The sequence below is a fragment of the Candidatus Palauibacter sp. genome, assembly GCF_965213655.1.
Lineage (GTDB): Bacteria > Gemmatimonadota > Gemmatimonadetes > Palauibacterales > Palauibacteraceae > Palauibacter.
Genome location: NZ_CBDBZT010000003.1, coordinates 3060922 through 3073498, shown reverse-complemented (window position 1 = coordinate 3073498; position 12577 = coordinate 3060922). Strand labels below are relative to the sequence as shown.

At 67.3% G+C, this 12577-nt stretch carries 13 protein-coding genes; 7 read left to right on the top strand and 6 right to left on the bottom strand.

Translation table 11 applies throughout. The features are described from left to right. Positions 1 to 58: 58 nt before the first annotated feature. Positions 59 to 1324, bottom strand: a complete 1266-nt coding sequence (alr, locus tag ACOOGH_RS15745) for an alanine racemase (RefSeq protein WP_420449822.1) — start codon at positions 1322 to 1324, stop codon at positions 59 to 61. Positions 1325 to 1471: 147 nt separating this feature from the next. On the opposite strand from alr, the gene ACOOGH_RS15740 reads away from it, so the two are divergent. The 4 genes from ACOOGH_RS15740 to ACOOGH_RS15725 all read left to right on the top strand — a co-directional run bounded on the left by ACOOGH_RS15740 (position 1472) and on the right by ACOOGH_RS15725 (position 5187). Next, on the top strand, positions 1472 to 2689 hold the full coding sequence (locus tag ACOOGH_RS15740) for a cation:dicarboxylate symporter family transporter (RefSeq protein WP_420449821.1): 1218 nt from the start codon (positions 1472 to 1474) through the stop codon (positions 2687 to 2689). Next, on the top strand, positions 2682 to 3674 hold the full coding sequence (locus tag ACOOGH_RS15735; protein WP_420449820.1) for an aminopeptidase: 993 nt from the start codon (positions 2682 to 2684) through the stop codon (positions 3672 to 3674). Before ACOOGH_RS15740 ends, ACOOGH_RS15735 begins: the two co-directional genes overlap by 8 nt. Before the next feature lie 18 nt (positions 3675 to 3692). Further along, positions 3693 to 4649 (top strand): aminopeptidase, encoded by a 957-nt coding sequence (locus ACOOGH_RS15730; protein WP_420449819.1) that lies wholly within the window; start codon positions 3693 to 3695, stop codon positions 4647 to 4649. A 124-nt stretch (positions 4650 to 4773) separates the two neighbouring features. Then, complete coding sequence (locus ACOOGH_RS15725; protein WP_420449818.1) at positions 4774 to 5187, top strand: lipocalin family protein; 414 nt, start codon at positions 4774 to 4776, stop codon at positions 5185 to 5187. 61 nt (positions 5188 to 5248) lie between these two features. Here ACOOGH_RS15725 and ACOOGH_RS15720 read toward each other — a convergent pair whose 3' ends face one another. From ACOOGH_RS15720 to ACOOGH_RS15710, 3 genes are all read right to left on the bottom strand, one after another. Next, the gene (locus tag ACOOGH_RS15720) at positions 5249 to 6190 is read right to left on the bottom strand and encodes an aldo/keto reductase (RefSeq protein WP_420449817.1); all 942 of its coding nucleotides are present in this window, start codon (positions 6188 to 6190) and stop codon (positions 5249 to 5251) included. Between the two features lie 121 nt (positions 6191 to 6311). Continuing rightward, positions 6312 to 7193: a CPBP family intramembrane glutamic endopeptidase gene (locus ACOOGH_RS15715; RefSeq protein WP_420449816.1), complete on the bottom strand. Its 882-nt coding sequence runs from the start codon at positions 7191 to 7193 to the stop codon at positions 6312 to 6314. Next, positions 7183 to 7899, bottom strand: a complete 717-nt coding sequence (locus ACOOGH_RS15710) for a class I SAM-dependent methyltransferase (RefSeq protein WP_420449815.1) — start codon at positions 7897 to 7899, stop codon at positions 7183 to 7185. The genes ACOOGH_RS15715 and ACOOGH_RS15710 overlap by 11 nt, the downstream gene beginning before the upstream one ends. An 80-nt stretch (positions 7900 to 7979) precedes the next feature. Here ACOOGH_RS15710 and ACOOGH_RS15705 point away from each other — a divergent pair, with 80 nt between their 5' ends. After that, entirely contained in the window at positions 7980 to 9152 is a 1173-nt protein-coding gene (locus ACOOGH_RS15705) for an ATP-binding protein (protein WP_420449814.1), read from the top strand. 41 nt (positions 9153 to 9193) lie between these two features. On the opposite strand, the gene ACOOGH_RS15700 is transcribed toward ACOOGH_RS15705, so the two are convergent. Next, entirely contained in the window at positions 9194 to 9997 is an 804-nt protein-coding gene (locus tag ACOOGH_RS15700) for a TauD/TfdA family dioxygenase (RefSeq protein ID WP_420449813.1), read from the bottom strand. A 17-nt stretch (positions 9998 to 10014) separates the two neighbouring features. Then, on the bottom strand, positions 10015 to 10302 hold the full coding sequence (locus ACOOGH_RS15695; RefSeq protein ID WP_420449812.1) for a gamma-butyrobetaine hydroxylase-like domain-containing protein: 288 nt from the start codon (positions 10300 to 10302) through the stop codon (positions 10015 to 10017). Positions 10303 to 10442: 140 nt separating this feature from the next. On the opposite strand from ACOOGH_RS15695, the gene ACOOGH_RS15690 reads away from it, so the two are divergent. Further along, entirely contained in the window at positions 10443 to 11051 is a 609-nt protein-coding gene (locus tag ACOOGH_RS15690) for an HD domain-containing protein (protein ID WP_420449811.1), read from the top strand. Further along, positions 11048 to 12541: a serine hydrolase domain-containing protein gene (locus ACOOGH_RS15685; RefSeq protein ID WP_420449810.1), complete on the top strand. Its 1494-nt coding sequence runs from the start codon at positions 11048 to 11050 to the stop codon at positions 12539 to 12541. Before ACOOGH_RS15690 ends, ACOOGH_RS15685 begins: the two co-directional genes overlap by 4 nt. The last annotated feature ends 36 nt before the right edge of the window (positions 12542 to 12577 follow it).

The window sequence follows — 12577 nt, the reverse complement described above, 5'->3', positions numbered from 1 at the left end:
CCCTGTACAAGTTACCGGTCGAGGACGGATCCAGTCGCGGATGCACCACGCGATTGCTCTACACAACCCGTCTGGGGAGGCGCGGATTCATGGACTGGATGATGCCGAGAAACCCGAGCCCCGTCCGCTCGGCGACGGTGTGGGGAAGCACGGACGGATGATCGGGGCCGATGAGAGTGGCGACATCGCCGACTTCGACCGTCTTCTCCGAGCCGATGTCGAGAATGGTGTGGGCGGAGTTGACCCCTCCGGCAACCGGGTACGGACGGCCGTTAATCAGCACCTCGCAGGTGCCGTTCGCCCGAGACGGATAGCCGTCGGTGCGGCCGATCGGCAGCAGCGCCACCCAGGTGGCCCGGTCGGGCATGAAGGTGCGGTTGAAGCCCGCGCTGTCGCCCGGCTCGAGGCGTTCGACCCGCACCACGCGCGTGTTCAGGCGGAATACGGGCTTGAGGTCGGCCATTTCCGCAGCGCCCTCGCCGCCGGGGTGGTTTCCGAACAGGGCGTTCCCGGGCCGCACCATGTCGTAGTGCGCCTCGGGCAGGTGGAACAACTCGAACGAGGGTGAAGCGTGGAGGGTGCCGAGCGGGAGGTTCCTCCCACGGGCCCAGGCGAGGAGTTCCTCGAAGCGGGCGAGTTGCTCGCGGTCGAAGTCCAGGTCGTGGGTGAACATGGTGTAGGTGCCGTTCACGTCGACGTATTCGCTCTGCACGAGCTCCTCGATCCAGCGGCGCGCGCGCGTGTACGGCATGCCCTCCCGGTTCATCCCCGTGTCGATGAAGAGCTGGACGGGTACGGGACGGCCCAGGCGCCCGGCCACGCTCCGCAGCCGCGCGGGCGCATCGTCCAGCCAGACGGACGGGAGCACGTCGTGCCGCGCCATCTCCTCGATCTCGTCCTCGGATCCCTCGGCCATGACCACGATGGGCTTGGTCACCCCTTCCTCCCGCATGGCAAGCGCTTCCTCGACCCGCACGGAGGCGATGCCGCCCACCTGGGGCATCCCGGCGAGGAGCGGCCCGACCGCCCGGTCGCCCAGGCCGTACGCGTTGTTCTTCACGACCGCGAGGATGGGGCGGCCGCTCGCCAGCCGCGCGGCCTCGCGGACGTTGTGGGTCCAGGCGGCGCGGTCGAGTTCGATCCACGGGTCGAAGCGCTGGGGAGTGTAGTTGCGGTCGGTGGCTGCACCGGCAGCTAGCCCACCGGTGATTGTACTGCGTGTCCTCGCGGCTGTTGCGCAGCCGGAGGTTGCGGCGAGTCCCAGGGCGGCGCCGGTCAGGTGGAGGAAACGGCGGCGCGGGAGAGGGGATGACGGGCGATCCATGGGCCCTCCGGGCTCAGCGGGGTGGTGCACGTTGACCTTGGCGTTGCCAGCTTTTTCCTGAAGACACTACGCTTCGGCCATGAATACCATCAACATGTCGCCCTACTTCGAGACGTTGCGCCCTCGGGTTCGCCGACACACCGGGGAGTGACGCCGGGGGTCATTCGCAGCGTCCCGACGTATGTGTGGACCCTGCTGGCGCTGGTGGTGGGACTGGCCGCGGGCGGGCTCTCCCCGGGGTCGTTGGCGCCGGTGGCGGACGCCACGTCGACGCTCATCGGCTGGGTCGTCGCGGTTGTGCCGCTGCTGATCCTCGCCGCCCTCAGCCCGGCCATCGCCACGCTCGTGCGGCGGGGGCTCGCCGGTCGTTTCGCGGGAGCGGTCGTGCTCTGGTACGTCTTCACGTCGACCGTCGCCGGGCTCATCGCCGTCGTGACCTCCGCCACGATCTTTCGCATCCCGCTAACCACCGGGGACCGGGGCGTGTGGACCGAGGCCGCGGCCATGCTGCGGAGCCTCGGGGAGGGCGGTGCCTCGTGGCCGCTGCTCGCCATCCTCGCCGGCGTTCTGCTCGGAGCCTTTGGCGCCCGGCACGATCCCACCTACCGGGTGCTTCGGCGGGTCGCCGACGCCATCGAGCGAGCGGGCGGCAGGCTGGCCTACGTCATGCTCCCGCTCATCTTCGCCTTCGGCATCACCCTGGGCGTGCGCTTCGGGGCGAGCCTGGGCCTCTCGCACTATCTCACGATGGCCGCCTACACAGGTGCGCTCGTTCTCGTCTGGTGGGCGTTCTACACGTTCGTCCTCGTGCGGAGGGTCGGACGCCGGCCCGTGGGGCCTGTCCTGAGCGGGTACTACATGCCGACCGCCCTCTTCGCCGCGGGCACCTGCTCGTCGCTGGCGACGCTCCCCGTGAACCTCGCGAACGCGAAGAAGGTCGGCGTGCGCGACGAGGTGGCCGATTTCGTCCTCCCCTTCGGCGCCGTGGCGAACCTCGACGCCAGCGCGCTGGCCTACGTCGCATACGGACCATTCGTCGTGAGTTACATCTTCGGCTTCGAGTTGAGCTGGATGATGATGCTCGCCGCGTGGCCGGCCGTCGTCCTGTTCACGATCGCCGCCCCGGGACTGCCGGCCGGGATGGGGACCGCACTGTGGAGCGCGACGCTGTTCGCGAGCATGCTGGGGCTCGAGGGACAGGCCCAGGGCGAGTTCATCGCGAGCTGGGTCGCGCTCTCCGGCGGCATCCCCGACATGCTGCGCACCGCGACGAACACGACCGGAGACGGCTACACTGCGATTATCTTCGACGGCCGCTTCGACGAGTTCTTCGCGAGGGACGGTGGTCGACGGGTCCATGGCTGACAGAACGGTGGCTGAGGCGGGCGTGGACCTGTCCCCCGGTGCGCGGCGGCTCGTGCACGTGAACGGGCGCGTCCAGCCGGGGGAGGTCGTCGTTGTCGTGACCGACCCGACGATGCGGCGCTACGCCGATGCCGTCGCCGCAGCGGCCCGCGAAGCCGGCGCCGCCGTGACCGTCTGCATCATCCCGATGCGGGACCAGGACGGGCAGGAACCACCCCCGCCCGTCGCGCGTGCGATGGCCGAGGCGGCCGTGATCTACTCCCCCGTGCGGGTCTCGATCACGCACACCCGGGCGATGCGAACCGCCCTGGAAGCGGGGGCGCGCGTGTGCATGATGACGGCCTATACCGACGCGATCATGGCCAGCCCCGCTCTGCTCGAGACGGACTTCGAGGCGCAGGCCGATGTCTGCCGCCGCCTGGGCGCGGCGTTCACGAAGGGTCAGTCCGTGCGCCTCACTTCTCCGCGCGGCACAGATCTCCGCTTCGGGATCGCCGGGCGCGTGGCGAACGTCCTGACGAACATCCCTGACCCCGGAGAACTGGCCCCGGTGCCCGACATCGAGGTCAACGTTGTGCCCGTGACGGGTTCGGCCGAGGGCACGCTCATCATGGACGCCTCGGTCCCCTATCTGGGCATCGGGATACTCGAGGAGCCCATCGTCTGCGCGATCCGCGACGGAGCGATCGTCGACATGACCGGCGGCGCGCAGGCCGACTTCCTCCGCAAGCACCTGGAGTCTTTCGTAGACCCTCACTGCTTCAACGTGGCGGAACTGGGGGTCGGCCTGAACCCGAACGCCCGCCTCACCGGAGAGATGCTCGAGGACGAGGGCGTCATGGGCACGATCCACATCGGCATCGGAACCAGCTACACTCTCGGCGGCGAGATCGTGGCTCCGACGCACTACGATTTGCTGATGTGGGAGCCGACCATCGCCGTCGATGGCCGGATCGTCCAACAGGACAAGCAGATTCTGGTATGAGACTCGGATGAGACGCCCATGAGAGAGGGTGCGGGGATCCTCGTGCGGACGTGCGCCGACGTGCAGCCCGCCGAGCACGTGGTTGTCGTCACCGATCCGGAGCGGCTAGCCATCGCACGGGCCGTTGCGGAAGCCGTACTCGAAGCCGGGGCCGTCCCGAGCATCGTGCTGCCGCCCAAGCGTTCGATCGATAACGAAGAGCCCGGAGCCGCGGTGGCCGCGGCGCTCTCGGCCGCCGACGTCGCCTTTCTGCCCGTGACCCTGGCGCTGGCACACACCCGCGCGGTCCGCGAGGCCATAGGCGCCGGAGCCCGAGTTCTCTCGATGACCGCATTCACCGAGCGGATGATGCGCGAAGGCGGGCTGTTCACGGACTTCCGCGCGCGAAAGCCGCTATGTGACGCCATTGCGGCAAGGCTCACCGCTGGCGGGCGCCTGCGGGTCACGAATCCCGCCGGCACTGATCTCACCATGAGCCTCCAGGGCGTGACCGGGAACAGCCACGCCTGCCTGCTGGACGGCCCCGGCTTTTCGGCAGTCCCCAACATCGAAGCCAACTGCGCCCCCGCGCAGGGCACCGCCGAAGGCGTGTTCGTCTGCGACGGGAGCATCCCCTACTACGGCGTGGGACCGATCCGCGAACCCGTGATCTTCCGCATCTCGAAGGGCTTCGTCACCGACATCGAGGGCGGCGACCAAGCCGCCTTCCTGGCCGAGCTACTGGCCCGGCAGGACGACCCCTGGGTCTACAACCTCGCCCAGTTCGCCTTCGGCCTGAACCCCGCCTGCACCGAGTTCACCGGCGAGATGCTCAACGACGAAGGCGTGAACGGCACCGTCCACATCGGCATCGGCACCTCCGCCAACCTCGGCGGCACGGTTTCCGCAAAGACCCACTTCGACGCCATCAACTGGGCACCCACCGTCTGGATCGACGAAGGACCCGTCCTCTTCGAGGGTGAGATCCTGATCTGAGGCTGCGGTCCGATCGTTCTTCGTCCGCCGTCTGAGAGGAGAAGAGCGGCTCCTTTCGTTCGAACTCCCCACGGCGACACGGGGTATCAGACGGAAGACAGGTCTGGCATGGGAGGGGGTCACGATGAAACGAATCGTTCTGGTGGCGCTGGTGCTGGGCGGGTGCTCCTCGGTTACGGAGCCCAAAGCCTCGACTTCGCTCGCCTCGCCGAATGCCGTGGGGTCATACAACTTGGTGACCGTGAACGCGGAAGGCCTTCCGGCCGCGGTCTCCGTTGGAGGCGCTCAGTTCATGGTTGCTTCCGCGCTCATGGATATCCGGTCCGGGAACACGTTCTCGGGCAACATGAGCGCCCGGAATGTGGCCACGGGAATGGGGATGACGAAGGACTTCGCGGGTACGTGGACGCAGTCAGGGGACAGTCTGACGCTCATCTACGATTCCGGCGGCTGTTCCGACCTCGCAGTCGTCGTAGGGCCGACGCTGCGAATTGCAGCTGACTGTGCGCATGGGTTGGAGCTGCTATACCACCGATAACCGGAGGGGCGCTTCCACACGCCGCCCGGCAACCGACGGCGTGTGGGCACGCTCTCCACCGTCAGAAGTCCTGAACCAGCTCCCGCATGCGCCGCTTCGTGGCTTCGTCCGGGAGGCGGCCGAAAGCGGACTCGATGTTCTCTGCCATGTGCTCCGGGTTCGTGGTCTCGGTGAGGGCGCACGTCACCGAGGGGTGGGCGAGGATGTACTTGAGTGAGAACTGGGCCCAGCTCGCGCAGTCGAACTCGGATGCCCATTCGGGCAGGTCGCGTCCGCTCACGCGCCCGAAGTAGGTGCCGTTCATGAACGGACGGTTGGTGAGGACGCCCAGCCCCAGGTCCTGGGCGAGGGGCAGGAGACGGTCTTCCGCGTTCGGCTCCATCACCGAGTAGTTCATCTGCACGAAGTCGAGCGGCTGCGTCCTCATGAACGCCTCGAACGCCTCGTGCTGGGCAATGCTGGAGGTGGTGACGCCGATGTAGCGCGCCTCTCCCGAGTCCTTCCAGCGGCGCACGTTGGGCCAGTGCACGTCCAGGTCGCGCATGCTTTCGACCTGAAGGAGATCCAGGGTACGGCTGCCGGCGACGAGTTCCTGGTTCTGACGCATCTGTGCGATGCCCGACGCTTCCCCGTCCGTGTTGATCTTCGTCGCGACGAAGAGGCGGCCGCTGAACTCCGGCGCCACGAGGACCTGGCCGAACTCGGCGTCGATGTCCGGCGTGCGCGGCGAGGTGTCGACGACCCGGCCTCCGTACTCGAGGAGCATGCGGATCACGCCCGCCACGGGCTCGGTCCCTTCGGTCGGGATCTCGAGCACTGGCTTCGAGGAGCCGAAGCCGACGATGGGGAGCGTCTCTTCGGTCCCCGGGATCGGGCGCGTGGGAAGCGTCTCCTGGGCCGACAGCGTGTTCCCGAACACGGCGCGCGGGGCAGCCAGCACCGCACCGGCACCCGCCAGACTCATCAGGAAGTCGCGGCGTGTGGTATCGCTCGGGGTCGTCATGGGCCCTCCTTCGGTCGGTCCAGCGGCAGGTTCGGCATCAATCTAACGGCGGAAATGGCAACGACGCAGCGGCAGGAATGGCGCCGAGGCTCAGCAGGCAGGTCGTGGAGGGACGGGCAGTTTACTCCCTCATGTAGGGGATCCCGGCGTCGCGCGAGGGCCAGTTGCGTCGGATATACCAGACGAGCACGGGGAGTGCCACGGCCAGCATGGCCACACCCGGGAGCGCCATCGCCTCGATCTCCTCGAACTTGGCGGCGGGAGCCAACCCCTCTTCCCACGCGAGAGCGTCTCCCACCACCCTGGAAACCAGGTTGTGGGCGGCGTGGAAGGCGATCGGGACAATCAGCGTACGAGACTGCAGATACAGCAGCGCGGCGACAACGCCCAAGACCGTTGCTTCTACTGCGTCGAACCGGTTCAGGAGCCCGAATATCACCGCGGTCGCGACGATGCCGGTCCCCATTCCCCACTTCACTCCCCAGCGGTTGAGGAGGACCCCCCTGAAGAGAACCTCTTCCGTCACCGGGATGATCGTGATCAGGAGGATCGGCCACACGACGCTGACGGCGATCGAATCCCCGACCGCGTCCTCCGGCGTCAGCAGCGACCCAACGAACTCCGGCGCGAGCTGCGACAGGCCGTAGCCGGCCACAAACGACCAACCGAACGAGAACATGACTGTGGTCGCGAGGAGTCCCGCCGCGGGAAGCCAGTTATGTCCCGCCGGGACACGTCCGATGAGCCGGCCCGGATCGACATCGGCCTTGCGGCAAGCCCACACGATCCACGCCCAAGGGAGGCCATAGAGGGCGAGGCCGGAGATGAGAGCCCTGACCGGGGAGTCCAGGGGATCCATCGCCGACGACGGGCCCGCGAAGGCAAGGACCAGGCCGAGGCCCATGCCGCCGACGATCACCCACGGAATCAGCGTTCGGCTACGCAGCCTCCGAAAGGGGTTGTCGGGCGCATCTCCCGGATCGTGAGAGAGTTCAGGGCCCATTTCGCCGTCCTCTCCATGCGGATTTGCCGTCAAGGCGCTTCCATATCGCTTCCCACTGCACCCAGTGACCTGTCTCGGGTGGCGTGCGCACGGCCACGCCCTCGCGGGGTTCCGCTACGACAGCAAAGTCATTGCGTGTCAGCGTGTGCAGTTCGTCGCGCGTAAGAAAATGGACAGGAAGACCCTGCTTGGGACCTGACTCATAGCGGATCGTGAACCCGCCGGAATCATTCCGCTCAATGACCGTATGGGGTCGACGTACCTGAGTCGATGCGGCGTTGACCCGGAGGAAGAAGAGGCCACCGGGAGACAGGAGGGACCCGACGCCCGCGAAGTACCCGGCGACATCGGCGGCAACGCCGTGCTGAAACACCTGAATCGCGATGACGTAGCTGAAGCGGCATCGGCTGACGAACGTCCGGAAGTCCGTGCAGATCAGGCGCTTGGCCAGTGCAGGCTCCCGGGCAGCTAACTGGCGAAGCGCTTCGGCAGACAGATCCAGTCCGTAGAGATGAAGTCCCGATCGTACGAGCGGAAGATAGTTCCGACCGTTTCCGCACCCGATGTAGAGCCCCCTGCGCTCGGCCATCGAACTGGCATGTATCGTGGCGAGGATTCTATCTACGAAAGGCAGGGGGGGCTCTCCGGCGTATCTCCCCTCGCGGTACTCCGCGTCCCAGCGCGCCGAGACCAGAGCTTGGCTCATCTCCTCCAAGGGGCCTCGATCCTCCTTCTGTAGCGGAGCCTCAACAACCTGACAAATCTTACATGGCGTATTAGATTTGCATGGTTATGATGCGAATAATCCCACGCGAGAGCAAGTTGCGGGTAGAGCGCCTGCTGGCGCGGGCCCCGGCTGTTGTGCTAACCGGGCCGCGGCAGGTGGGCAAGACAACCCTGGCCCTCGATATCGCACGTGAGCGGGGCGCCGCCTACCTCGACCTGGAGCGACCCTCGGATCGGGCCAAGCTGGCCGATGTCGACGCGTACTGCCGCCGGAACGCTGAGCGGCTGGTCGTCTTCGACGAGATTCAGCGGGTACCGGGTCTCTTCGAGCCGCTCCGCGGCGTCATCGACCGGCGCCGCCGGGACGGCCGCCGCACGGGTCACTTTCTCTTCCTCGGTTCGGCCTCCATTGACCTGCTCCGGCAGTCCGGCGAGACCCTTGCCGGACGTGTGGCGTACTGCGAAATGACATCGCTGAATGTGGGGGAGGTTGGCGCGGAGCGCCTTGACGATCTGTGGTCTCGCGGCGGATTCCCGGAAAGCCTGGAGGCGGGAGACGACGCGGACAGCTTCGAGTGGCGGCTCGATTTCATTCAGACCTATCTCGAACGCGATATTCCGGCCCTGGGCCCGCGGATCCCGAGTGAGACGCTCCGGCGCTTCTGGACGATGCTCGCCCACAACCAGGGACAGACGTTCAATGCCGCGGGTCTGGCCAAGTCTCTGAGCCTCAGCGGCGTGACCGTCGCCCGTTATCTGGACCTGATGGTCGACCTGTTGCTGGTGAGGCGGCTGGTCTCATGGCGGGGGAATCTGGGCCGGCGACTCGTGAAGGCTCCCAAGACGTACCTGCGGGACAGCGGAGTCTGTCACGCTCTTCTCGGAATCGAATCGCTGGACTCTCTCCTGGGACATCCCGTGGCCGGAAGCAGCTGGGAAGGGCTGGTTATCGAGAACATCGCGAGCGCCCTTCCGGCGCACGCCTCGCTCGGCTACTACCGGACCGTGGGCGGAGCGGAGGTCGATCTCGTCATCGAGGCTGGTGCGGGTGAGATCTGGGCGGTGGAAATCAAGCGAAGTACCGCACCCAGGATATCGCGTGGTTTCCACAGCGCCTGTGAGGACCTGCGGCCTGCCCGCAAGCTCGTCGTCTACCCGGGTCTGGAGAGGTTCTCGCTCGGTCGGGACATCGAAGCTGTCCCGCTGAGCGAAGTCCGCGCTGAATTTTCCTGACCCCGAATTGGCTTGACGCCGAATCGGCCTGATCCCGGCGCTCAGATCCGGCTGGTGCGGCGCAGCAGCCTCAGGTGGGTGCGGACGTTGTCGTGCTCGAAGTAGGCGTCCTGCAGGTGGCGCGCTCCGGACGAGACCATCTCGGTGCGGCCATGCAGGACCCGGTGTCCGGCGCACAGGAGGATCATCCCGCCCTCCAGGCGGAGTTGGGCCTGGGCGGCGGGATCGTTGACGCGACGCGACAGTTCGTGGTAGGCGCCGTAGAACTCGCCCAGCCGGGGCTCCGACAGGGGAATGGCCTGCATCTGAGCGGTGTTGAAGCGAATCATGCTGATCTCGCCGTCGCTGTCCAGGTCGACCATGGGGTTGGCCGCATAGCACTCGTATTCGTCGCTGAAGATGCGGAACGGCACCGGCACCGCGCACAGCACGTCGAACTTGTCGGGGTGCTCGCTCCGTAGCGCCTCGAGCACGCCGAAGCCGTCCACGACGGTCGACGCGCCACCCTCGCACTCGTTCACCAGCATGTGGAGCGCCTGCACGCTCGGGGGCCACGTGTAGCTGGTGAAGTCGTTGTGCACTCCGACGGCCAGGGCCGTGTGCGCGATGTTGTATCCCTTCGGATCGAGCTTGACGTTGTGGATGCGCTCGAACAACACCTCGCGGACCGGGCCCAGACGGGGCGCGAGATGCTCCAGCGAATCCGGTTCGGTGGGAGCGTCGACGAGCACGCAGACCCCGGTGCGGAGAAACTCCTCGATCAGTTCCGCCGCCGCGCGGTCGCTCGCCAGGAACCGCTGATAGTCGAACCTCCGTGGCTGGAAACGGCCGTCCCAGTACTGCAAGCCGGGACGGGGCGGGCTCAGGAGGGCGTGGATCTGGCTCGACCGGTAGCGGGTGCGGTGTCCGTCCGGCCAGGCGATGGAGATCGCCTCGTCCTCGGAGCCGGCACCCTCGACGTCGACGGTCTCAGGTCGCTCGGGACGTGGAAGATGTGGAACCGCTTCTCCGTCGTCTGCTCGACGCAGCACTCGCCGCAGCCGCAGTTGTCGCGCAGCCAGAGGTAGGGAAGATCGGTCCGTTCGCCACCGCTCCAGACTGCCGTCAGGGCGTCCGCATTCCGCGCGAGGCTGCTGATCGAGTGATGCATGGTCGATCCCCTCCCTCCGTTGTGACCGGCTGGTAGCGAACGCTACCGGGTATCGAGCGCCCTTGACAATGCCCTGCGCCGCTGCCGACGCTGCCCGGCGAAGAGCCCCCCGAAGAGCCCTCACCGGGAGTGTGACCGGCATGCCCCGTACGGCGACGACCAGCAGAGAGCCGAGCGATCCCGTGGTGAGCTTCACCCGCATGGCGGACGGCACCCGCGAGGACTACGAGATGCTTGCGGGCCTTGAGGAGGAGTTCGCCGCGGGGACCGCCGACCGCGTGCTGGCGCACCTCCGCGAGTTGTCCGGCTCCATGGGCGGCTACAAGGTCGACCGGCTGGAGCACTCCCTTCAGAGCGCGACCCGCGCCCACCGCGACGGCGCGGACGAGGAGATGGTGGTGGCGGCGCTCCTGCACGACATTGATGACCTCCTCGCCCCGCACAGCCACGGGGAGTTGGCCGCGCTCCTGCTGCGCCCCTTCGTGACCGAGCGCACGCACTGGGTCGTCCGGCACCACGGCCTCTTCCAGCGCGTCTACTATGCCCACCACGTGGGCGGCGACCCCAACGCACGCGACAAGTACCGCGACCACGCCTGGTATCAGGACGCCGTGGACTTCTGTCACCGCTGGGACCAGTGCTCGTTCGATCCCGACTACGATTCCCTACCGCTGGAGTTCTTCGAGCCCATGGTCCGCCGCGTGTTCGCGCGTGAACCGTTCAGCCTCGCGCCGAGGACGCCGTCATGAGCACACGCCCGCGGAGCGACGACCTTCGGCGGATCGGCCCGGCCGCGGTCGCCGCGCTCCTGGTCGCGGCAGCCCTGGGCCGCGCGCTCGCGGGGTGCGCCCCCGATAGCGACGGCGGGATGGCCGCCCGGGTCGACGCCGTCTTCGCCGACTACGCCGGCGCCGACGGCCCCGGCTGCTCCGTGGGTGTGATCCGGGACGGCCGTCTGGTCCACGCCGTCGGCTACGGCTCCGCCAACCTCGAGTACGGCATCCCGAACGGCCCCGGGACCATCTACCGCATCGCATCGGTCTCCAAGCAGTTCACGGCCGGCGCGATCGCGCTGCTCGCCCTCCGGGGAGAGGTCGATCTGGACGCGCCCGTCCAGCGCTACATCCCCGAATTCCCCGACTACACCGACCCTCCCACGGTCAGGCACCTCGTCCACCACACCTCCGGCGTGCGTGACTACCTCGGGCTCTTCTACCTGGCGGGGAACCGGAGCGAGGACTTCATCACCAATGAGGACATCCTCGACGCGATCAACCGGCAGCGCGAACTCAACTTTCCTCCGGGCTCCCAGTACCTGTACAGCAACTCCGGCTACGTCCTGCTCGGCGAGATCGTGGCCAGGGTCACGGGACAGAGCCTGCGGAAGTTCGCCAAGGCCGAGTTCTTCGACCCTCTGGGGATGCCGCACACGCACTTCCACGACGACCACAACGAGGTCGTCCCCAACCGCGCGACCGGCTATTCGCCGACCGATGACGGCTTCCGGATCAACATGACGACGCTCGACGTGGTCGGAGACGGCGGCATCTACACGTCGGTGGAGGAGTGGACCACGTGGGACCGCAACCTGACCGAGGGCACGGTCGGCGGGCTCGAGTGGGTGGCGCTCATGCACGAGCGGACCGTGCTCACCTCCGGCGACACGATTCCCTACGCCTTCGGCCTCTCCCACGGCGAGGACCGGGGGCTGGCCACGGTCGGGCACAGCGGCTCGTGGGTCGGTTACCGGACGGCTATGACTCGCTATCCCGACACCGGATACTCGTTCGTGGCCCTGTGCAACCGATCACGGATCGATCCCGCGGCCCTCATCAGGAGCACGGCCGAGATCTATCTGGAAGACGCGATGGACCCGCCCGAGGAGGTCGCGGAGGGCGAGGCGGAGGAGGAGCAGACGACGGAGGAGATCGCGGGGGGCGAGGATGCTGCGGAGGCTCCATCCGACCATGACATTCCGAATCGCACGCGCTACGCCGGATCCTTCTACAGCCCCGAGTTGGACGCGACCTATCGGATCGTGGCGGAAGGCGCGGCCGGGCTAACGCTGCATCTCGGTCGGTGGGACCCGGTCGCGCTCGTGGCCGAGTCGGACTGGCAGCTCACGACCGAGGACGGGCCGACGCTCCGCTTCTCCGAACTCGTCGACGACCGTTACGAGGCGATGATAGTCGACGCGGGACGAGTCAGGAACCTGAGGTTCGCGCGGACGGAGGAATAGCGGTCTGGTCGCGAGACTTCTCTCCGGCGGCAATCC